The organism is Leptolyngbya sp. AS-A5 (assembly GCF_039962495.1).
Lineage (GTDB): Bacteria > Cyanobacteriota > Cyanobacteriia > Leptolyngbyales > Leptolyngbyaceae > Leptolyngbya.
Genome location: NZ_JAMPLL010000001.1, coordinates 269,979 through 291,963 on the forward strand (window position 1 = coordinate 269,979; position 21,985 = coordinate 291,963).

Annotated in this window: 22 protein-coding genes and 1 pseudogene; 11 read left to right on the top strand and 12 right to left on the bottom strand. The window is 48.3% G+C overall.

Going from position 1 to position 21,985, the window contains the following annotated elements:
• Nucleotides 1–53 precede the first annotated feature (53 nt).
• The 3 genes from NC980_RS01385 to NC980_RS01395 are packed head-to-tail and all read left to right on the top strand — an operon-like array spanning nt 54 to nt 1,275.
• Nucleotides 54–626, top strand: a complete 573-nt coding sequence (locus NC980_RS01385) for a Uma2 family endonuclease (protein WP_190378686.1) — start codon at nt 54–56, stop codon at nt 624–626.
• A 53-nt stretch (nt 627–679) separates the two neighbouring features.
• The gene (locus tag NC980_RS01390; protein WP_190378687.1) at nt 680–985 is read left to right on the top strand and encodes a DUF2499 domain-containing protein; all 306 of its coding nucleotides are present in this window, start codon (nt 680–682) and stop codon (nt 983–985) included.
• Entirely contained in the window at nt 982–1,275 is a 294-nt protein-coding gene (locus tag NC980_RS01395) for a DUF3593 domain-containing protein (RefSeq protein ID WP_190378688.1), read from the top strand. The genes NC980_RS01390 and NC980_RS01395 overlap by 4 nt, the downstream gene beginning before the upstream one ends.
• Here the strand turns inward: NC980_RS01395 and NC980_RS01400 are convergent.
• Both NC980_RS01400 and ebsA read right to left on the bottom strand, forming a co-directional pair.
• Nucleotides 1,272–2,360, bottom strand: coding sequence for a DRTGG domain-containing protein (locus NC980_RS01400; RefSeq protein ID WP_190378689.1), 1,089 nt, complete (start codon nt 2,358–2,360; stop codon nt 1,272–1,274). The genes NC980_RS01395 and NC980_RS01400 overlap by 4 nt on opposite strands.
• Before the next feature lie 186 nt (nt 2,361–2,546).
• Complete coding sequence (ebsA, locus tag NC980_RS01405) at nt 2,547–2,924, bottom strand: type IV pilus biogenesis protein EbsA (RefSeq protein WP_190378902.1); 378 nt, start codon at nt 2,922–2,924, stop codon at nt 2,547–2,549.
• A 262-nt stretch (nt 2,925–3,186) separates the two neighbouring features.
• Here ebsA and NC980_RS01410 point away from each other — a divergent pair, with 262 nt between their 5' ends.
• The 4 genes from NC980_RS01410 to NC980_RS01425 all read left to right on the top strand — a co-directional run bounded on the left by NC980_RS01410 (nt 3,187) and on the right by NC980_RS01425 (nt 6,281).
• Nucleotides 3,187–4,218 carry an aldo/keto reductase gene (locus NC980_RS01410; protein WP_190378903.1) on the top strand — a complete coding sequence of 344 codons (1,032 nt, stop codon included), beginning with the start codon at nt 3,187–3,189 and terminating at the stop codon, nt 4,216–4,218.
• A 303-nt stretch (nt 4,219–4,521) separates the two neighbouring features.
• Nucleotides 4,522–4,809 (top strand): hypothetical protein, encoded by a 288-nt coding sequence (locus NC980_RS01415; protein WP_190378690.1) that lies wholly within the window; start codon nt 4,522–4,524, stop codon nt 4,807–4,809.
• A 129-nt stretch (nt 4,810–4,938) separates the two neighbouring features.
• Nucleotides 4,939–5,133, top strand: a complete 195-nt coding sequence (locus NC980_RS01420; RefSeq protein ID WP_190378691.1) for a sigma-70 family RNA polymerase sigma factor — start codon at nt 4,939–4,941, stop codon at nt 5,131–5,133.
• Between the two features lie 35 nt (nt 5,134–5,168).
• Nucleotides 5,169–6,281 (top strand): hypothetical protein, encoded by a 1,113-nt coding sequence (locus NC980_RS01425; RefSeq protein ID WP_190378692.1) that lies wholly within the window; start codon nt 5,169–5,171, stop codon nt 6,279–6,281.
• Between the two features lie 251 nt (nt 6,282–6,532).
• Here NC980_RS01425 and NC980_RS01430 read toward each other — a convergent pair whose 3' ends face one another.
• Nucleotides 6,533–6,715, bottom strand: coding sequence for a hypothetical protein (locus NC980_RS01430; protein WP_190378919.1), 183 nt, complete (start codon nt 6,713–6,715; stop codon nt 6,533–6,535).
• A gap of 360 nt (nt 6,716–7,075) precedes the next feature.
• Here NC980_RS01430 and NC980_RS01435 point away from each other — a divergent pair, with 360 nt between their 5' ends.
• Nucleotides 7,076–7,363: an EcsC family protein gene (locus NC980_RS01435; protein ID WP_242027127.1), complete on the top strand. Its 288-nt coding sequence runs from the start codon at nt 7,076–7,078 to the stop codon at nt 7,361–7,363.
• On the opposite strand, the pseudogene NC980_RS01440 reads toward NC980_RS01435, so the two are convergent.
• The 7 genes and pseudogenes from NC980_RS01440 to NC980_RS01470 all read right to left on the bottom strand — a co-directional run.
• Nucleotides 7,353–7,826 (bottom strand): annotated as a pseudogene (locus NC980_RS01440) (Tab2 family RNA-binding protein); the annotation flags it as partial. The gene NC980_RS01435 and the pseudogene NC980_RS01440 overlap by 11 nt on opposite strands.
• A gap of 75 nt (nt 7,827–7,901) precedes the next feature.
• A complete protein-coding gene (locus tag NC980_RS01445) occupies nt 7,902–8,666 on the bottom strand; it encodes a hypothetical protein (protein WP_190378694.1) in 765 nt (254 codons plus the stop codon).
• On the bottom strand, nt 8,659–9,822 hold the full coding sequence (locus NC980_RS01450; protein WP_190378695.1) for an ATP-binding protein: 1,164 nt from the start codon (nt 9,820–9,822) through the stop codon (nt 8,659–8,661). Before NC980_RS01450 ends, NC980_RS01445 begins: the two co-directional genes overlap by 8 nt.
• 140 nt (nt 9,823–9,962) lie before the next feature.
• Nucleotides 9,963–12,182, bottom strand: a complete 2,220-nt coding sequence (glgP, locus tag NC980_RS01455) for an alpha-glucan family phosphorylase (RefSeq protein ID WP_190378696.1) — start codon at nt 12,180–12,182, stop codon at nt 9,963–9,965.
• 215 nt (nt 12,183–12,397) lie between these two features.
• A complete protein-coding gene (locus NC980_RS01460; RefSeq protein WP_190378697.1) occupies nt 12,398–12,658 on the bottom strand; it encodes a helix-turn-helix transcriptional regulator in 261 nt (86 codons plus the stop codon).
• A 228-nt stretch (nt 12,659–12,886) separates the two neighbouring features.
• Nucleotides 12,887–13,522, bottom strand: a complete 636-nt coding sequence (gene trmB / locus NC980_RS01465) for a tRNA (guanosine(46)-N7)-methyltransferase TrmB (protein ID WP_190378698.1) — start codon at nt 13,520–13,522, stop codon at nt 12,887–12,889.
• Nucleotides 13,523–13,527: 5 nt separating this feature from the next.
• Nucleotides 13,528–14,790 carry an FIST N-terminal domain-containing protein gene (locus NC980_RS01470; protein WP_190378699.1) on the bottom strand — a complete coding sequence of 421 codons (1,263 nt, stop codon included), beginning with the start codon at nt 14,788–14,790 and terminating at the stop codon, nt 13,528–13,530.
• A gap of 326 nt (nt 14,791–15,116) precedes the next feature.
• Here NC980_RS01470 and NC980_RS01475 point away from each other — a divergent pair, with 326 nt between their 5' ends.
• On the top strand, nt 15,117–15,341 hold the full coding sequence (locus NC980_RS01475) for a Calvin cycle protein CP12 (RefSeq protein WP_190378904.1): 225 nt from the start codon (nt 15,117–15,119) through the stop codon (nt 15,339–15,341).
• A 100-nt stretch (nt 15,342–15,441) separates the two neighbouring features.
• Nucleotides 15,442–16,254: an ATP-dependent sacrificial sulfur transferase LarE gene (larE, locus tag NC980_RS01480; protein ID WP_190378700.1), complete on the top strand. Its 813-nt coding sequence runs from the start codon at nt 15,442–15,444 to the stop codon at nt 16,252–16,254.
• A gap of 354 nt (nt 16,255–16,608) precedes the next feature.
• On the opposite strand, the gene NC980_RS01485 is transcribed toward larE, so the two are convergent.
• Nucleotides 16,609–16,899 carry a protealysin inhibitor emfourin gene (locus NC980_RS01485; RefSeq protein ID WP_190378701.1) on the bottom strand — a complete coding sequence of 97 codons (291 nt, stop codon included), beginning with the start codon at nt 16,897–16,899 and terminating at the stop codon, nt 16,609–16,611.
• A 22-nt stretch (nt 16,900–16,921) separates the two neighbouring features.
• Nucleotides 16,922–17,992, bottom strand: coding sequence for a M4 family metallopeptidase (locus tag NC980_RS01490; protein WP_190378702.1), 1,071 nt, complete (start codon nt 17,990–17,992; stop codon nt 16,922–16,924).
• Between the two features lie 566 nt (nt 17,993–18,558).
• Here NC980_RS01490 and NC980_RS01495 point away from each other — a divergent pair.
• Nucleotides 18,559–21,963: a phycobilisome rod-core linker polypeptide gene (locus NC980_RS01495; protein WP_190378703.1), complete on the top strand. Its 3,405-nt coding sequence runs from the start codon at nt 18,559–18,561 to the stop codon at nt 21,961–21,963.
• The last annotated feature ends 22 nt before the right edge of the window (nt 21,964–21,985 follow it).

A 21,985-nucleotide genomic window follows, 5' to 3' on the forward strand; every position in this document is an offset into this window, starting at 1 on the left:
GATAATTATCGGAATCAAACATCCCAAATCAGCAGCAAGTTGAGGCATTGACAATGGTGCAAAATTCTGAAAAAACACTAACGTTAGCAGGGTTTTTGCAACTTCCAGAAACCAAGCCTGCAACCGAATACATTGAAGGTCAACTGGTGCAAAAGCCGATGCCGCAAGGAAAACATAGCAAGCTACAGGGGAAACTCGGCACCGAGATTAACAACATCGCTGAACCCCAACAGATTGCCTTAGCATTTCCAGAATTACGCTGCACCTTTGGCGATCGATCGATCGTGCCTGATATTGCAGTCTTTACTTGGGATCGAATTCCTTTAGATCAAGACGGAGATATTGCAAATGTGTTCAATGCACCGCCGGATTGGACGATCGAGATTCTTTCTCCAGATCAAAACCAGTCAAACGTCACAGCCAACATCTTGCACTGTCTCAAGTTTGGCTGTCAAATGGGCTGGCTGATTGATCCCAAAATCAAATCAGTTTTTGCCTATCCATCCGGGCAACAACCCGACTTTATTCAGGAGCCAGAGCAGCTACTTCCGGTTCCTGCTTTTATGTCAACCTTACAGCTAACCGTCGGTGAGTTGTTTGGCTGGCTGAAACTCGCAAATTCTTAAATCAGCAATGCTGAGACCCTTTAGAATTGAACGAGTACCTTTCGCTCTACGGTATGACGGCTCTTTCAATTCCCACTTGGATTATCCACGTTTCCAGCGTAATCGAATGGATTGCGGCAATTTGGTTAATTTGGCGCTATGCCGAAATTAGCGGCGACTTGGTGTGGCGATCGCTCTCGTTCGGAATGCTTCCGGCGCTGGTGAGTGCAATGTGTGCTTGTACCTGGCATTTCTTCGATAATGTGCCTGCCCTCGATTGGTTAGTCACCCTGCAAGCCGCGATGACGGTCGTGGGAAATTGTACCTGCTGTGCCGCAGGCTGGTGGATTTGGCGTTCTACTCAAAAAACAGAATCATGATTTCTAAAGAAACATTATTTGCACTGTCATTGTTTCCCTATTTAGGATTCTTGTGGTTCTTGACGCGATCGCAAAAAACACCTCGTCTTGCATTAATTGGCTTCTACATGACCCTAGTATTTGTTGCAATTACCATTCCTGCGGCAATTTATGCCCAGGTGTATTACGGTAAGCAATTGGCAGATGTCGATTGGCTACATGGCAGCGCGGAATCTTTTCTTACTTTGTCGAATATTCTGATTGTGTTGGGATTTCGGCAAGCCGCGATCGAGAAGCTTTCGCAGAATTAACGCGCTTCAGCAGGCATTAATCCCAAAGTCGAAAGCAGGCGATCGCTATCAAAATAAGTCTCAATCATCTGACAAATACATTGAAATTTGATCGGTTCTTGCAGTCGCACTTCGCCAAAGGCACGTTCGATAATTTCAACCGTTGTCAGCGTATCCAAATCGACTGAGAGAATCGGAATTTCTAGATCTTCTGCGCGTGAAATGATCTCTTTTGTGGGTGGGATATGTCCGGTCAGAATAATACACTGAGTCGAAGTTTCCAGCGCGGCAAGCTGCAAGTCAGTCCGATCGCCCCCTGTCACCACTGCCATATTTTGGCGAGCGCGGAAGTATTTCAAAGCAGAGTTCACGTTCATTGCCCCGATCGTCAAACTCTCGACCATGTGATCCAAGCGATCGCCGCGACACAGAACCTCAGCATGGAGTTGATGCACTAATTCCGCAACACTCACGCTTCTCAGCAGCGTATTGCTCGGCAACACACCAAAAACAGCAATTCCCTGCTTTTCTAAATACGGACGGAACGAAGTGTTAATCGAATCAATTTGATCCTTGGGCACATCATTGATCAGAACACCGATTAAACGATCGCCCAACTGTTCTTTAGCAGTCAGAATCGGATCTAACAACAACACCGAATGAAACCGCGCCACCAACATCACGGGCGCTTGGATCGCATCCGCAACTTGCAGCAGCGACAGATTAAATAATTTACCTTCGCTCAGGGTTCCAGGGCCTTCGAGAATGACCAAATCGCCGCCCTGGGTTTGCGATCGCTGAGCCAACCGTTGACCATAATCCTGGGGATCAGAACCGTTGAGACGCTTTTCTACGGTATCGGCATTCAGCACCAGCACCGGAGTTTGGAGCCGATCGTCACTCAGCCCGATCGTTTCCGCAACAAACTGAATATCGCCATCGTTGTCTGCCATTTGGGTTTGCCCCCATCCCCCCCCTAGCGCCTTACCGTAAGCCAGATCTAGCCCTCGCGCTTTCAGTTGGTGAGCCAGTCCTAGAATCGCAGCAGATTTGCCACTATACGCTTCTAGCGAACCGATTAATAAATACTTAGCGGACTTTGGCACACTCCTACTCCGGTTAATTAATAAATCTAAAGAGCTGTCTCAGACTAAGAATTCTACCTTACTTATGTAGATGGGTTTTAACGCACATTAGCATTACAGAACATTATTATAGGAAACGCAAAATAAAGCGGCAAAAAAATAAGGGGGACGATCGTGTGCGATCGTCCCCCTCAAATCAGATTAATTCTAATCGTCGATGCGGAGTAGCTTGCGATAAAACGCTTGCGAAAAATCAGAAAGGCGGCTGCGCTTAAAGTTAAGAATGACTTCGATGAGGAAGTCGACAAACTCAAAGTTTGCCATCATCACTTCATAGCTAAGATCTGCATTCCCCTCAAACTGAATGCGGCAGCGGCACAAATCCGCTGGCAGGGTCGAAACATTCCAAGTCGCAATAAACGGAATACTAGAACCGCCTTCGATTTTGCGCTCTCCTTCTAACGCGCCTTTTTGATAAAGACTGATCGCAAAGGGTAGAAGCTGCTTTTTGTTGACCTGCGGATAGTATGGCGTGTAAACACCGACTTGCTGTGCTGGTGCGGGCTGAAGTTTCTCGATGGACATAATCATCCTGTTTCGTCAATCCAAGTGAGCGGAGTCGCTTGAGTATCTTGCGGGCTTGCCTAGTGTTCCCCGGACTGACAGGAACTCCACAAAGCGCAAAATTTCTTCCACGTTGAAAAGCAACGCACACCGCTTTCGCGGCAGAAACTTTGGGGAAGACGATCGCCATTCAGCGCGAATGTGTTTGTCGATCGTGCCGGTAATGGTTATAACGGTTGATATTTCCCGACCTCCTATCCTCGATACTAATCAGGAGAATCTCATGCGCTACAAACTTTTAGGACACAGCGGACTGCGGGTTTCTGAACTTTGCTTAGGCACGATGACATTTGGCGATGATTGGGGCTGGGGAGGGACGTATGAAGAAAGCCGCAAGATGTTCGATACGTTTGCGGCAGCAGGCGGAAATTTTATTGATACCGCGAATCTATATACGAATGGCACCAGCGAGAAGTTTGTTGGAGAGTTTGTCAAGCCCGATCGCGAGAAATGGGTCGTTGCAACAAAATATTCGCTGAATGTGGGAAACGGGGGCGTGAATGCCGTCGGCAATCACCGGAAGAACATGGTGCAAGCTGTTGAAGCAAGCCTAAAGCGATTGAATCTGGAATACATTGATCTGCTTTGGTTACACGCTTGGGATCATACAACTCCGGTCGAAGAAGTGATGCGATCGTTTGATGATTTGGTACGTCAAGGGAAGATTCTTTACATCGGTATTTCTGATACACCTGCCTGGATTATTTCGCAAGCCAATACGATCGCGCAGTTGCGCGGTTGGACACCATTTATCGGCTTACAAATCGAATATTCACTGGCTGAACGGACACCGGAACGTGATTTACTGCCAATGGCGCGGGCGTTTGAGATTGGAGTCACTGCCTGGAGTCCCCTCGGCGCGGGAATTTTGACCGGAAAATACAACAAGCCCGACCCCGTGGATGGACGCTTAAGCAATCCGAATAGCTCAAGACCTGTGACCAAGAAACAGCTTGCGATCGCGCAAACTGTGGTAGATATTGCCAGCGAAATCGATCGACTCCCAGCGCAAGTCGCGCTCAACTGGATACGACAGCAACCGGGGGGAATCATTCCGATCGTTGGCTCACGTAAACTGGAGCAACTTCAGGAGAATCTCGCTTGTTTGGAATTTGAGCTAACGCCAGAACAGCTTCAGCGACTCAACGAAGCTAGCGCGATCGAGCTGGGATTCCCGCATGATTTTCTGCAATCTGAAATGGTACAGAATTCTGCCTTTGGTGGCGTGATTGCTCAACTCGATCGCACTCGTTAATTTTATATAACTTGAGATTGGCACGATCGGTGTATGTGTCGATCGTGCAATGTGCTGCGATCGCGTAAAAGTGAATTTACGCTCAGGCGAACTGTCACACTCACGCTGGGATTTGCACAGTAATAACAAGAGCGGCACTTGATTTCGCTCTGTTGTCCGTTTCTTGTGCCCCTTAAAAGCCCTACAGGAACTCGAAGAGTTCATTGTTTCTCGTGCCTTCTTCCGATGGTTCAAGTGTCGCTTCTGTGCAGTGGTGTGATGGCTTCGCCCTGTTCTCATCTACAAATTAAGGGACTACCGACTATGACAAGCCCCCCTTTGAATAGCCCAATGCACGACCCGCAGCCCTCAGACAACTCTGTATTAGTCAGTTCATCCGATCGTCAGCGCCACCGTCTCGATCTCATAGTTGCTGAGGTGCTAAACGGTGAGACAGACGATCTGCATCAGATTCTTCCATTCATTGCTTGGAAGCTGCGACAGTTTCATTTAGAGCATCAGTACGACCCCCGCGACATCTTTCTCGATGCCTATAACCGAGCGGTGAAAGCGATCGAGAAGGGCGAAGACATTCGCTCTGTTCCAGCTTAGCTTAAATCCACTGCGTTCAATATCATTCGAGAGTACAGCCGCAAAGCTGGAAAACTAAGGACTGAACCGCTACAGGATCAAAAGCTTCCGAATGCGCCCGATTGTTGTGATGCGGATGAGCTTTTGGAAATGCGATTAGCCTGGTTGCTGACGGCATTAGCAAAGTTAAAGACAGCCGACCAAGAAATCCTGCACCTCAGAATGCAAGGACGGTCGTATGAAGAAATTGCACAGCAGCGGGGTGGAACGGTTGTAGCCCTGCGTCAAAAGGTGAGTCGCTTACTCAAACAACTGCGTCAGTCTGCTAGTGAGATTGATGAGTAGAGATGCTAGACGTTTTTTACTTGGGAACAGAAACTATGTTGAACACAGAAAATCTTCTACATCGGGTGGAGCTATTACATCGGGTAAAGCTATCGCCTGACTCAGTTAGGTTAGCGATCGAGTATGCAAAGTTATCCGCTGTGCCCGACATGACCGCGCAGATCAGCGATCGCCTCGCTCAGATCCTTGAGCTTGCAACACAGCACGAAGGATTGGACTTTGTGCTGAACGAGATTGACGATTGGTATCTTCGTGCCCCTGATCTCGATCCGATTTCTTCAAGCGATCAGAGTGCAGCACAAGCAAGCATGAGTGGCTCTATGCTTGATGTGCTGCGACGATATGCGTTGCTTTCTAGTCAGCCTGTATTGTCTGAGGATGATGTGGACCAAATCAGTGAAATTTTAGAACTAGCAGAAACAAATGATGGTTTGGCATTGTTACTCAGTCAAGTCGATCAGGCATTACTTGAGTCTACAAACCTATTGAGCGACGATGCCCAGAGTTTTTATGCAGATCAAACTTCACGTATTCTGGAATTTCTCACACCACTATCCGAAACAAGTTGCTCTAAGGAGTTACTGAATTTATTGTTAGACCAATGTGCCCGGTCTGATTCGTCGTTTGTTTTATCAATAGAAGATCCGCCTCTTCCGTGGGTGATTACGCCACCGATGTCTTACTCAAAGTCTCGGCCAACCATGCGGCAGAGAGCGGGATTTCTGATTGCTGCCCTTACTACAGGTGCAGCATTAATGACAGGACTGGCTATCGTCAGTAGACAATGCTTTGCTTCAATCTTACAGATTTCGAGTTTGCCGTGGGAGACTGTAAAAACATCAACAATCAAGCTTTCACCTCCGGTCTATCCGAGTGCAAGCGCTAGATTGCAGCCATCAAGCAGCACAGAACGTCAGGCAACTGTAAGCAAAACTGCACTCCTCAATCGACAGCAATCCGAAGAAGACCAACAGTTCTCGATCGAGCAGGCACAACTTCAGGCAGAGCAACGCCAGCGAGAAGCAGAGCTAAAGCAAATTGTTGCGGAGAAGCAGAATCAATATCAAGAGGCACAATACTGGTATCATCAGGCGCAACATTGGTATCAGCAAGCTCAACACCACCTGAGTCAGTCCCGAATGCTATAGGAGAGAGCGCAGACTGAGCTAATCAAGTCCCAACAATCCCTCCCTCAGCTTAAAATTACCTGAGTTCGACAAGGGAAATCGCTACGATCCTGAATTCGGGTTGCCCCCTAAATCCCCCACGAGTGCAGGGCTGTTTCATTGTAGGAGAGGAAATATGAGGGGCAGTTGGTTGGCGAAGCGCTGTTTGGCAGTCGCCATCGAAGTAAAGCCTAGCTGTCGTGCCAAGGTGATGAAGATGCAATTGTATACTCTCACCAATACTCCATTGCAATCAACAATTGGTCTTCCACACTGAATTTACCTTGCCCACCCCGTTTTCCTTGACGAGTCAGTTTCGGCTTCAACACCTCGACCATTTTCTCGAGGGTTTCACGTCGTACACCGCATTTGCGCTTGAACGACTTGGGCGGAAGCTGTTGAATATGCTCGTACATATCCATTGCCTGAGTTGAGTTCTACTGCTCCTTTCAGCGGCAAAATTGCTCGCTCAGGATTCGTGCAGGAGTTCTATTATATAGCGCCGTCAATGGATTCAGAGTTTTTCCACCGGCACAACAAATAGCGGAAGATCACCGAGCAAAAGCAAAGAACGTAGAAGAGACGAGCGATTCTCCGATTTTCTGGTCAACAACGCAAGCAGGGGCAACAGGGTTTGTCACTGGACTTGGTGGAATTGCTCTTCTACCAGTTTCAATTCCTGCGAATCTGCTCTCACGTTACGCGCTAGGCGCAAGTAAGCCGCCGCAATTGCTTATCTTCGTGGATACGATATCAACTCGCAGCAAGTCCAAACAATGATTTTGTTGTGTCTGCTTGGGGAATCAGCAAAAAGCGTTCTCCGAACTGCTGGAGTTCAGATCGGTAACAAAGCTTTCAAGAGCGTGATTAGTCAGATTCCTGGCAAAGTCTTGATTGAGATTAACAAAAAGATTGGATTCCGACCCATTACAAAAGCAGGCGAGAAAGGAGTCATTAATTTGATGAAGCTTGTTCCAATTGCTGGGGGTGTCGTCGGTGCAGGATTTGATGGATGGTTTGTAAACACTTGTGGGCAAACTGCAAAAGATATTTTCAAGCCTTGAGTCCTTGGCTTCTCAGCAACCAAAATCCGGTGTAAGTCATTCCTGAATCGTCAGGTTGAATTAACAGAAAATGTAATCGATCGCTCTCTTTTTTGCGCTGTTCAAATAATTGGGCAGCGCTTCTAACTTCCGGATCTTCAAATGTTGCTACGATCCAACGATCGACCTCTCCCGCATTTAAAATCAATCCATCCGGCGCACCTGCGATCGCGTCAAGCGACACGGGCTGACTTGCCTTTAACCATCGGGCTAACTGCATCGATCGTCGTCCCCCATCAATTACGACTCCCGGAATCTGAACTGTTGATGCAATGCCTAAATTAACGGGATACAGCGCTTCGGGCATTTCGACGATCGGGATGGTGCGATTGGCGATCATATCAACTAAATCACCCGATCGTAGCGATGCAAATCGCCATTGTTCTCCCCACAAATTTTCGGGCAACGGCTGAGGAGGATTTCGCATAAACCAGCAAAATGTAGAACAAAATACATTTTATCGCTGTGCGATCGCCACCGAGCGGAGATGAGATCGGCATTACTCAAGAATTATTGGAATTAGTCGTTTCTCAACTTCCTGAAGATATGCGGTCAGTCCTGTATGTATTCCTCTTGCTTGCAAAATTTCTAAACTGGTTTCTTCCCAGCATTGCTGTTCACGCAAATAATTACCACTCGTTAGGCTTTCAAGCACAAATTTGGGATTTCTTTGTCGATCGAGTTCTTCCCATGAGTTAGAGCGTAATTTGTGTGGCTCTTCACAAGGATCAAAATTCAATCGAGCTTTGATTTCTTCTAAAAGTCGTGTTTCTTCGTGAGATGCAACGAATCCATTTAAGACCCAGGCTTCTCGCATTCGATTTGCCGCGCCAAGGATGATTTCAAGTTTTGGTTGTCGATCGAAATGTTCAGACCGTGCTTGTTCAATTCCTTCTCTTCGTTCCGGTTGGTTATCTAAATCACGAATAAAGAGAACGGCTCTAATTGGTCGGGTCTTTTGCAAAACTCTGACTAAATTCAGAATTTTCATTGCTGCTGCACCGTCAGCTTTTAGTGCTCCGGTCTTGGTATGTCCTAAAAACTTCGGAATCCGAAGACCTGCTTGTTTTGCGCGATCGACTATGGCACTAATATCTTTCCAACACGAATGCTCAGTTCCTGCTTCTAATCCACTCCACTGAAATAAGTTTTGTAGAAGCTCAGTTTCTAACCAATCTATTCGTTCAACTAACACACGCTCAGCTAACTTAGTCGCAGTTCGAGCATCTGCGCTACTCTCAACAATCACAACAAACTCAAGCATTCACCTCTCCAGCCGTCACCCAATCTTCTCCCTCAGCATCCCAAAATTCTCCGGTCGTTAGAGTCTGCTTTGCCCATTCGACATCGGGATGCTCATCTAATCGTTTACAACGAGTAAATCCTGAGTTTGTGTTACTCAAGACATGAACTTGTGAAGGCGTTAACTCATCTACAATGTAGGGAGAGTGAGTAGAAAAAATAATTTGCAAATTTGGATTGGCTTGAATAATTTGCTTGAAAACTGTCATTAATTCTCGTTGAGCTTTCGGATGAAGTCCTTGTTCAACATCATCTAGCAATACTAAATTTAGTCGCCTGGGACTCATTAAGACAGTCAGCAATCCTAGCGCTAATATTGTGCCTTCGCTAACTGCATGGGCAGGAATGCGATCACCCGTATTCATATCTAATACTACTTCTTGTCCTACTACTTCCTGACTTTCCTCATACGGAATAGTTTTTCCACCAACTTCAATCAAACGCTGACGATCAACAGTTACCTTAGCGCGTCTTACTCCTATCTTATGAACTCCCGGAATGACTTGTTTCAACAGTTCCTGTAAGGCTTGAAATCGATCTGGTGCCTCGTTGCGAAGATAATCTAATGTTGGTGCTAATCCTGAACCATCAAATCCAACTTGTGGAGTAACAGCCTCGCTGTAGGATGCTTTCGCGAGATTGGCTGCAACTGGTTTAAGGCTAATTGTGTGCTCTAAATCTTCAACTATTGGATGTGGAGCATTGCTAAGAGAACTGCTCCATGAGGTATGTTCTGGATTTTCGCACCTATATTCTGCTATTGCTTCAGCATCCCAGAATAATAAGGTTGGCGACCAGGAATTATCACTTCTTTTTTCAAATTTGAAATAAGCTTCCCATGATCTTTGAACATCATCATCTTCATCTTCCCAGGAACCGCGTCCAGTTACAGAAAATTCATTCTTCCCGCTTGTTACGATGAACTCAGGTGATCTTTCATGTGCAAAAACAGCTCTAAAGTCAGAGTTAGCAAGCTGACTAAGATAATATACTGCTTGTAAAATAGAGGTTTTACCAGAACTATTCTGTCCTACTAATGCATATAGGCGTGAGCCATCAAAGTTAAGTTGTGTCGATCTATGACTCTTGAAGTTAATCAGTTCTACGTTTGTCAGCATTGGAGCGTCTGCACTCTTTTGTCAAATGTTACCACTTGACTTAATGCGATCGCTTCTATTTCCTTCGTCCGCTTACAACGTAAATCCGCCCAACTCCTAAAAATTTGGAATTGAGCGGATTAAAATTTAGAGACGATCAACTAACTTTGCGGCACTTTCGCCAACGTGAGCGGCACATTCGCTTGAATGCCCGGAGCATACACCTGTGCTACATAATCTGCGATCATGCGGTGGGTATTAAACGCTGGGCAGTTCGTCTTAATCGATCCCTTCATCATCTGAATCCAACCGTGTGGAATGCCGTTCTCATCCTGGTCATAATAGAGCGGCACGATCTGGTTTTCCAGCAGGTCGTACAGCGAATCGGAATCGATCTTGTCTTGAAGGGTTTGATCGCTTGTATGAGCATCTTCACCGATCGCCCAACCATTCAGCGCTTTGCCATTCGCATCGGTTTTGTAGCCTTCACACCACCAGCCATCGAGAACGCTGCAATTGAGACCGCCATTAAAGCAGACCTTTTGACCACTGGTTCCCGAAGCCTCAAGAGGACGACGGGGATTATTCAGCCACACATCGACCCCTTGAACGAGCTTACGAGCGGTGTGCATATCGTAGTCTTCAATAAAGGCAACACGATCGCCCACATGCGGATTGGTTTTACACCATTCCATAATGCGCTGAATAATCCGCTTACCTTCTTCGTCGGCCGGGTGAGCCTTGCCAGAGAAGATGATTTGGACAGGACGCTCATCATTGCTGAAGATTTTCAGTGCTTTTTCAGCATTTCTTAATAGCAGATCGCCACGCTTGTAGGGGCTGAATCGACGGGCAAAGCCGATCGTCAGAATTTTTGGATCAAGTAGATGATCGGTCGCTTCGATCAAGCTCCAATCTTCCCCGCGATTTTGTCGTGCAGTCTTCACCTTTTGGCGGGTGTGAGCCACTAAGCGTTCTTTGAGAATTTGATGCCGCCACCAAATTTCCTCATCCGGTGCATTGTCGATCTTCGCCCAAGTTTGGGGGTCAAGCACTTTGGTTGTCCAGTCTTCACCCAGATACTTGCGGTACAGATCTGCCATCATCGCAGAAGTCCAGGTGCCAGCATGAACACCATTGGTGATATAGCCGATCGGTACATTGTCTTCGCTCTTTTCGGGATAGAGAACTGTCCACATTTTGCGCGAGACTTCTCCGTGGAGTTCGCTGACCCCATTTGCTGATCGACACAGCCGCAACGCTAAAACTGTCATTCCAAACGGTTCCCAGGGATCACCCAATCGACGTGCGCCCAGTGCAAGAAACTGTTCGCGAGACAATCCCAATTGTCCCCAGTATGTTGCAAAGAACGAATCCATCAAGTCGGCTGAGAACACATCATGTCCGGCAGGAACTGGGGTATGAGTGGTAAACACACAGCGATCGCGCACTGATTTCTCAATGTCGTAGAATGATTTGCCTGTTTTCTCGATTTCTTGCCGACAGACTTCGAGCAGACAGAATGCGGCGTGTCCTTCGTTCAGGTGATAAACAGAGGGTTCAATTCCGACGGTTTTGAGTGCCCGAACGCCACCAATTCCCAAAATCACTTCTTGAGCAATCCGGGTTTCCTGGTTGCCGCCGTATAAGTGACCCGTGAGCCAGCGATCGATCGGATCATTGTCTTCGCGATCGGTATCCATCAGGAATAAGCTGACTCGTCCGACTTGAGCCTTCCAGACTTGCACTTTGACATTCCGATGCCGCACCAGCACTTCAAACACTAAAGGCTGCCCGGTTGCATCGGTCAACAATTGCAGCGGCAAACGCTCGAACGGATTGTTAATGTAATAGTCTTCTTGCCAGCCACTTTGATTTAGGCGCTGACGGAAGTAGCCTTGGCGGTAGAGCAAACCCACCGCGACCAAAGGAACACCCAAATCTGAAGCAGATTTCAAGTGATCTCCAGCCAAAATTCCTAGACCACCCGAATAGATTTGCAGCGATTCGTGCAGACCGAACTCCGCACAGAAATACGCGATCGGATGCTCTGGTGTAATCTGAGGCGCAACGCGGCTCGACCAAGTATCGGTTGAATTGACGTACTGAGTGAACTGTTCTGACAATGCCTTGAGCCGACTCATGTAGCTCGGTTCAGAAGCCAGTTGGGTCAAACGATCGTAGCTAATAGTTTCAAGTAGTGCGACCGGATTATGTCCGCAGCGTTCCCATTCATCGGGATTGATCGACTGAAACAGCGAAATCATATCCGGTGTCCAACACCACCAGTAGTTATGTGCAATCTCAGCCAGCGGCTTCAAGGCTTGGGGTAAACGTGCACTCAGTCTGTCAGCCGGATTGACAGTCGAAATATAGGTCATAGGTTGGAGATCTCTTTGCTTTCTTAAACGATGGAACTCTGAATCGTTGGAAATGTGTCTTGCAGCTTGTCTGATTTCCAAAAATTCCGAATCCGCAAATGGACAGAGCGTAGCCGAACGTTTAAACCGCGATCGATAGATTCGGATTTTAACTCGTTTCACTTTAGTCCTGTTCTATCGATTTCTAGCACTGTTTAACGATCGACAAGGCAGAATTACAGATTGTCTTCAGGCTCGGCTGAAGGTTGCGGGGGTTGACGTTCTAGGTACAAATCGATAAAGTCTTCGGCTGCGGTGCTGTTAATCTGCCGCAAGGCTTTGATCATTTGTGTGACGGCTTCGGCAAGGGGATCGCTAATCTCATTTACCCATTGATGCACGGTCGATCGATTGATTCCCATTGTCACAGCCAGACGATTTTGGCTGATCCCATAGGTGGAGAGTACCTGTTTGAGTGCCTTTCCTGCTTTTCCCATGTCGAAATTTTGGCAAAGCTAATAAGGTTCGTAAAGGGTCGTAGATCGCAACATGCGTGATTCACTTAGCTTAGCTGATGGGATTGTTACAACGCTCTATTCCATGATCGCTGTAATTAATCGTTGCAAGTTAAAGACAAAGCCCAGCGATCGCGGCAATTCTACTCCTTCTAACTTCAATGTTAGAAAGGTTGCCAATGCGATTTGTTAACTTTTCAAACGACTAATTTACTCCGATTTGCGGAAAGTCGCTCGATAAATCGGGTCGCCAAATGACGTGACCATTAGCTCACGCTCGGTTGGGATCGGGAGTGGATTGTCGGGCAGCCAGTCTGAATCTTCCCGCACAAATCGAGGCGATTCGGCAAAGCGATCGACCATCTTCTTCGCCACATCCAGAATGTCGGATTGCAGAAAGACGATCGCCCCCGGATTCATAAACTCTGCCAGCGTTGCTACTATTTCTGGCTGCACAACCCGCCGCTTTTGGTGTTTGCGCTTAAACCAAGGATCAGGAAACTGAATGCTCACTCGCGCTAGAGTGCCCGGTTGCAACGAGGCCAAAATTGGCTGTAGCGAGTTGCTGACATTGCAGAAAATGTAATGCAAATTCTTTAAGCCTGCTTCGTTCCGCCATTCCAGCGCCTGATCGACAATCGGCTCTCGAATCTCTAAGCCCAAATAATTCCACTTTGGATCGGCTTGCGCCATCTTCAACAAAAAGATCCCCCGACCGCAACCAATATCTAAGTGCAACGGGAGGGATGGATCAGCAAATACCTGATTCCAGTCCGGCGGAGTCGTGGGAGTTTGATATTTTCGGCTCAGCGGATTAACGTGTTCTCGAACTCGAACGATCGCCACAAAACTTATTCCTTCTCTCGACAAATTCCAAAAACGGAGGTGTAGCCGTGCAGAAACGTACTGCCACCCACAGGCCCAATTTCACCATTGCAGAAAAAGCCCGCGATCGGCAAATCTTCCAAATATTCATTCACCAATTGCGAATCAAAATTTGGCTCTCCATACAGTCCTTCGCCCCGCCCCAGGCAAGAAAACATCAGCGCCCCGATCGGAGACGGATTCGCTTGACTCGCCTGCACATATCGCCGTAGCAACAGATCTAAATCTTCCGCAGAAGTTTCTGCATCTCTGAGGTGAAATTGAATGCGCTGTCCCGGACGAATCAAATCGCCGATCGCGATTGCCCCGACTCGCGGATCAACCCCCAACAAATTCCGAATTAAGAAATCGCCTGGCTCCAAAGTCTGCTTAAATCCGTTCTGCGCCACCCCAATGAAGATGTGATTCTGCTGTGCTAAGAGTCGATCGTCTTCGCTCAAGCCTTGAACCAGCTCTTGTAGCTGCTCTAAGGGAGAGAGCTTCACGGCACAGCTATCGGAGGGTAAACCGGAGCCATCATCTTCCTGCATCGCCAGCAAGATATTTCGCTCTCCCTCCATAACCCAGTACGGCTGACCAATGGGACGACAGCCTTGAGCCACGATCGTATCGAGAACGATATTCCCGCTCAGCGCCACTCCCACCGCGCCTTCTCGGTAGAAGCGATCGTCACAAAATAGCCCAGTCGCGCCGCCGCCTAGCATCCCAGAGCTTGCCAGTCCTCCAACTTTCGCCGCTCCTGGATAGGCAAAATCTAAGCCTTGTAGCAAATCATTAATTCGAGGCAGATCGGCTAATAAAACAAAATTTGGCGAGTCTGAGGGCGCAACTCCGATTAAATCTGTCCAGGTATTCGGCGCACTGTCTAAATCGGGCAGGTCGCTTGCAGAGACGTAAAACGGAGCGACTTTCACATCTGGCAAATGCGCCAACACTAGACTTAGTGCAGGTTCCTCTTCGACTTCTCGCACCTTGCCTCGTGGGGTCATGCCCACAATTCCGCCACCGCTACACCCGACGATCGATACCCCCGGAAGCTTGTCCCGCAGCAACGGCAACAATCGAGAATACTCGCTCGCAAACGCCGATGAGATGAACACAAACCCCAGATCCGGCGAAGCTTGCAGCGTCGTTTGCGCCTGCGTCACCACTTCCTCGACCGCTGCTTCTAGAAATGGACGAGTTGAAAGCGCACTTGCCCACCGCATTGAATTTAAGGGTTCTGTCATGTGCGATCGCTCCTGTGTATAGACTCGAAAGAAACTTCGCAGTAGATCCAGTGTAGAACACGGTTGTAGATCCGAAGAAAGAGGGATCGGAAGACCGCACCTGCGGTAGAGTCGCCAGAATCGTTCGTCACCGATTAATATAGATATACAAAAACTGAGTCAGCACTCTCTGGACTGTCTTCCAGCTAGCAGAATTAAATAGGATTAATGTCCTAAGCTGATATGTTGGTAGTTCTGTCGGTCTTCGTGTTTAGCCCAGACAGACGATCGGTTCTACTCTCTCGCACAGAATTCTGTTTTGAAAATTAAGGACGAATCCTATGGCAATGAGCGATATTCAAAAGCAAATCGAAGTCGAGCGTGAGAATGCTCGTAAAGCCTGCGATGTTAGCGGGTCGAATTCGGGCGAGTGTGCTGCGGCATGGGATGCCGTGGAAGAGTTGCAGGCAGAAGCGGCTCACCAACGCCAAACCATAAAGCCGAAAAACTCGCTTGAACAATATTGTGATGACAACCCCGACGCGCTAGAGTGCCGCGTTTACGACGAGTAAGCATTGAAACCGTCTCATCTCTAGAGTAGAAGCAAGCAGCGATCGTTGCTTGCTTTTTTGTGTCATAACGGAGATTACCCCTGATTCCTGGTTCCCTGCAATGTACGAGAAATTAGACCAGTTAAAAGGCTTATTTGTAGACCTCGATCGCGCCTTGATCGCTTATTCCGGCGGGATTGATAGCACCTTAGTCGCGAAGGTCGCGTTTGATGTATTGGGAAATCGTGCGGTGGCGGTGACGGCTGAATCGCCCTCGCTGCTGCCCGAAGATCTCGAAGATGCCAAAATTCAGGCGGCTGAGATCGGAATTGTGCATAAGGTCGTGCAGACGCATGAACTCGATAATCCGAACTATGCGTCGAATCCGGTGAATCGCTGTTATTTCTGCAAGAGTGAATTGCACGATACGCTCAAACCACTGGCTCAGGCGTGGGGTTATCCGTATGTGATTGATGGCGTGAATGCTGATGATTTGCACGATTATCGACCGGGAATTCAAGCGGCAAAAGAGCGGGGCGCACGATCGCCGTTAGCGGAGATTGGGATTAGCAAAGCGGAAGTGCGGGCGATCGCCAAGCATTTAGGCTTGCCGTATTGGGATAAGCCTGCTCAGCCTTGTTTGAGTTCGCGCTTTCCGTATGGCGAAGAGATTACGATCGCGAAACTGCAGCGAGTCGGACGGGCTGAAGTGTATTTGAGAAAGCTTGGCTGGCAGAATATTCGAGTGCGATCGGAGGGTGACACGGCTCGAATTGAAGTGCTGCCGGAACAGGTAAAAGAGTTTGTGATTCAGACCGATTTGCTGAAACTCACCGAAGCGTTTCAGTCTTATGGATTCCTCTATGTGACGCTGGATTTAGAGGGCTACCGGAGCGGCAAATTAAATCAAGTGCTGCAATTTAAGTCGGTCTGAGGAGCGATTGCCACTGCTAATGCAGGAGGTGGGCGATCAAGGTCAGTCATAAAAATACTCGCCGTTGAGCCACAAATACTCAAGCGTGAGCCGTAAATACTCGCCGTTGAGCCATAAATACTCGCCGTTGAGCAATCAACACTCAACGATGAATCATAAATACTCAATGGCGAGCCGTAAATACTCAATGGCGAGCCGTAAATACTTAACGAAGAGTCATAAATACTCAACGAAGAGTCATAAATACTCAACGAAGAGTCATAAATACTCAACGAAGAGTCATAAATACTCAACGATGACAAATCGATCGTGATTCACCATTGCAGCAAACTCTTTCTCTAAACTCATCGCCAATTAACGCGCTCGCGCCTGCACCCATTTCACAACCGATCGCACCGATTCGGGCATATTCGTTTCACTCATCTCGATCGAATGCGTCCGCCCTTCCATCTCGACCGTCAGTACATACTGAAATCGATCGGGCTGTGGAAAAGCTTCCACGACCGAGGTTACTTGAAAGAAATTGGAGGATTGAATCATCTCTTCTAACTCTTTGGCTTCAGATGGGGAGAGATTCTGAGTGTCGATCGTTTTTGTGATCATCAATCCCGCAAAGCCTCCACTTTGTTCAAGCGTGACACGCATCAATCTCTCCCCCTTTCTTTAATTAGCTAACACCAACTGTTTTCCAGGCGTTCTGAACCGCTTTTTGTTCAGCACTGTTTGCACCGTATAGCTCAGCCGCGATCGTCGAAGTGACTCGTGCAGCACTGCGGAAATTAGACGAGGGGCGTAACCGCTCTGTAAGTGCGATGTACCAGATCTTTCCGGCTTTCTCCCACGCGTAACCCCCGATCGCCGTTGCAGTCAAATAGAACGCTCGATTGGGAATGCCGGAATTGATATGCACACCCCCGTTATCCGCTCTGCCTGTGTAGATCTTACTCATGTCCCCAGGTTGCGGATCTTTCCCCAGTACCGGATCGTCGTAAGCGGTTCCAGGAGCTTTCATCGATCGCAGCGCAACTCCATTCACTTTAGAAGTCAGCAAGCCTTCGCCGATTAACCAGTCTGCCTGATCAGCCGTCTGATTCAAAACTCTCTGTTTAATCAAACTGCCAAACACATCCGAGAAAGACTCGTTCAACGCGCCCGATTGTCCTCTGTAAATCAATGCAGCTTCGCTTTGGGTCACACCATGCGTCAGTTCATGCCCAATTACATCGATCGAAATCGTAAACCGATTAAAAAGTTCACCATCTCCATCGCCGTAAACCATCTGGCTGCCGTTCCAGAAGGCGTTATTGTATCGCTCTCCATAATGAACCGTAGAATCTAAGCGCATTCCAAAACCATCGATCGAGTTTCGCTGGAAGATTTCCTCAAAGAAATCGTAAGTCGCTCCTGATCCGTCATACGCTTCATTCACGGCAACATCCTCGACTGCTGCCGCACCTTCACCGCGCACAATTTTCCCCGGCAAGTCGGTATCGTTTTCTGCGGTGTAAATCGTGCGACGTTTTTCGTTAGCGGCAGCCATGAAATGAACGGCTCCCACGGCTTCTCGTCGTCCTCGAAACTGCTCTGAAGCCCGCAAATTCTGTAATGCCCAGTCACGCTGAGCTTCGTTGCCGTTAACGATAATGCGATCGGTGACATGCGGCGGCACAATATGACAAATCGGGCAAAAATCCTTGCGATTGGGACGACAATGGTTTTGACGGCGGGCTTTTTTCATAGGTCGCTCCGGTGATGACAGACTGAATTGTCTTTCTGGTGACAGTTCATCTATCAGCCTATAAACGAGTTCGTTCTTACCCACGGTTTCTTTAGAAATTGTTGGGAAAGGTGTGAGCCAAGCGCGCTTAAATTCTAAACTCTGCTGCGATCTCTATCTTTAGTCAGTCGTTCTTTAGTCAGTCGCACCTTGTTTCTAAACCTCGAAAAACAGAACGATCGTTGATTCCTACAGTGCATCAGAAGCCTGATGCACAATCTGCAACGCTCAAGTTTATGATGCAATTTGTTACAAAACTTATAGTGCTTCTCAGAAAAACAATTCCCGTCTTTTATGATGAGAAAGCACTAAACACGATCGGCTTCGTCACACTTTTTAATAATTCAAGTGTAAGAACCCGAAACGTTTTAATCTAAGAATGAACTGGTTGACCCTGGGCAAATCGTTTAACAGTGCGAAGGCTGATGCGCCTCGGTGCGCTTTGGTTCTCAAGAAATAACGTGCCAGGTGACGCTCTGGTCAGATTTAACACAGTAACGATCCGTAAATGGGAGCTTTAGAATCCAATGAGTGTTAAGGCAAGTGGTGGAAGCTCGGTTGCACGCCCGCAACTATACCAAACCGTACCAGTTGCTACGATTTCACAGGCAGAGCAACAAGACCGCTTTTTGGGGCGGGGCGAACTCGATGAACTCGTGCAGTATTTCAAATCCGGACAAAAACGTCTGGAAATCGCTGAAATCCTGACGCGAAACTCAGAACTGATCGTCTCTCGATCGGCAAACCGCATCTTTACCGGCGGCTCACCGATGGCATTCCTCGAAAAGCCTGCTGAAGAACCTGTGAAAACGGTAGCAGGCACAACGCTGAATACCGAAGAAGGAATGAAACTGGGTACGGTCACTTATGCGGAAGGCTCCGGTGGCGGATTGTTCGGCGGCATTCGGAACTTCTTCTTAACTCCGAGCGCGGGTGCAGTTCCTCCCGGTTTTCGTCCGATTAACGTCGCTCGCTATGGTCCAAGCAACATGGCGAAGTCGTTACGTGACTTAAGCTGGTTCCTACGCTATACGACTTATGCGATCGTCGCCGGAGATCCAAACATTATCTCGGTGAATACCCGCGGCTTGCGCGAGATCATCGAACGCGCCTGCTCGACCGATGCCACGATCGTCGCATTGCAAGAGATGAAAGTTGCCGCGAGTAACTACTTCCGCAACGATGCCGACGCGAAAACGATCGTCGATCAATACTTCGATGTGCTGATCACCGAGTTCAAAGCGCCGACTCCTTCGGATAAAGTGCGTCAGCGTCCCTCGGGAGATCTTCAAGGTCTGCAACTGCCGCAAATCTACTTCAACGCCGCAGAACGCCGTCCGAAGTTCGCGATGAAGCCGGGACTATCAAGCAGCGAAAAGAACGATGTCGTGAAGGCTGCTTATCGTCAAGTCTTTGAACGCGACATTACCCGCGCTTACTCACTAGGGATTTCGGATCTCGAATCCAAAGTGAAAAACGGCGATATTTCGATGAAGGAATTCATCCGCCGCTTAGCAAAATCGCCTCTGTACCGCAAAAATTTCTTTGAACCGTATATTAATAGCCGCGCTTTAGAATTGGCGTTCCGTCATATTCTTGGTCGCGGGCCTTCTTCGCGCGAAGAAGTGCAGAAGTATTTCTCGATCGTCTCGGCTGGAGGTCTAAGCGCCCTCGTCGATGCGCTCGTCGATTCCAAAGAATACAGCGACTACTTCGGCGAAGAAACCGTTCCGTATCTGCGCGGTTTAGGTCAAGAAGCGCAAGAATGCCGCAATTGGGGACCGCAACAAGACCTGTTTAACTACAGCGCTCCGTTCCGCAAGGTGCCACAATTCCTTACGACCTTTGCTTCCTATGACCAACCGCTACCGGATCAGCATCCTTACGGTTCTGGAAACGATCCGCTCGAAATTCAATTCGGTGCAATCTTTCCGAAAGAAACCAAGAACCCCAGCGCCAGCCCTGCTCCATTCGGTAAAGATACTCGCCGGATTCTAATTAATCGCGGTCCGGGTATCAACAACCAAGTGAGCAATCCGAGTGCGCGTGGCGCTGCTCCCGGATCTTTAGGCCCGAAAGTCTTCAAATACGACCAAAGCCCCAGCTTTACGGGATCGTTTGCAAAGAAATCTTCGGGCACAAAGGGCATCAGCACCAAGTTCTCAGAAAGCTCGACCCAAGCGGTGATCAAAGCGGCATATCTGCAAGTCTTCGGTCGCGATGTCTACGAAGGACAACGGCTCAAAGTTGACGAAATCAAGCTGGAAAACGGCGAAATCACCGTCAAAGAGTTCGTGCGTCGTCTGGCAAAATCGCCCCTGTTCCGCAGCTTGTACTGGGAAAAACTGTATGTGACGAAAGCGATCGAATACATCCACCGTCGCTTACTGGGTCGTCCGACTTACGGTCGTCAAGAAATCAACAAATACTTTGATCTCTGCTCGAAGAAAGGCGTTTTTGCCGTCATCGACGCAATTCTTGACACCGAAGAGTACAACAAAACCTTTGGAGAAGATACCGTTCCGTATGAGCGCTATCTCACTCCTGCGGGCCTGTCATCCAGAACCGTTCGTGTAGGTTCGATCCAAGATAAAGGCACGAAGGTCACGAAGGAAGAAACGCCTCGCTTCGTTGAATTGGGCACCGCTAGCGGAATCCGGACACAACCTGATATTGATTTCCGAATCAATCAAGGAGTTAGCAAGAAGCGCGAACAAACCAAAGTGTTCAAGCTGACGCAACTCAACGACAAGACGAATCTCAAGACCGTGATCGGAGCCGCTTATCGTCAAGTGTTCGAGCGCGACATCGCACCTTATGTCGCTCAGAATGAATTTTCTGCTCTCGAAAGTAAGCTTGGCAATGGTGAAATCAACCTAAAAGAATTCATCATCGGCTTAGGAAGCTCCAGCCTGTACATCAAAGAGTTCTACACGCCCTATCCGAACACGAAAGTGATCGAACTGGGAACTAAGCACTTCTTAGGACGTGCCCCACTGGATCAAGCTGAAATTCGCAAATACAACAAGATCCTTGCAGCTCAGGGCTTGAAAGCATTTGTGACCGAAATGGTGAACAGTGCGGAATACGCTGAAGCATTCGGTGAAGACGTAGTTCCTTACAACCGCTTCTTAACCCTGCCTGCGGCGAACTTCCCGAACTCTCAAACCCTGTACAACAAGCTCACCAAGCAAAACAACAAGCTAGAGGTTCCGAGCTTCTCGCCTGCACGATCGCGCATGGATGTGGCACAAATGCCGTTGACCGCAGCCGCGATTGCAGACCTCGCCATCCAAGAGCGCAAGCCTGATGGTAGCCAGCCCCGATTTATTCAACTTGGCAAATCCTACACCAACGGTGACGGTCAGTCAGTTGAAGAAGGAGTCGGAACTAGCCGCCGTAAACCTGCTCGCATCTATCGGATGAATCCGGGCATGACGCAGGGCGAAAGCGAACTGGTAATCAATGCCATCTACGTGCAAGTGATGGATGTGTTCAGCGGACAGGTGCCGAGCCAGTTTAGACGCTCTGACCTTGAAAGTAAACTTCGCAACAGTGAAATCTCTGTGCGTGAGTTCGTCAAGTCTTTGGCAAGCTCAGACATCTATGTCCGTCGCTTCTATGCCCCGTACCCGAATACGAAAGTGATTGAATTCTTGTTCCGTCACTTGCTGGGTCGTGCGCCCGCAACTCAAGGCGAAATCCGCGAGTACAACAAGATCCTGGCGGATCAAGGCTTGAAAGGTGCGGTTGAGGCGATGGTTAATAGTGCAGAATACACGCGCTACTTTGGCGAAGATGTGGTTCCGTACAAGCGCTTCCCCTCGCTGCCTGCTGGAAACTACCTCGGTAGTGTGAAAGCAGATGCGGACTTGGTGAAACAGTCGTGGTCGGATCTGTCGCCCTCGTATGTGACGGGTCGCCTCAGCTAAGTTGATTTGATTGAATGAAAGC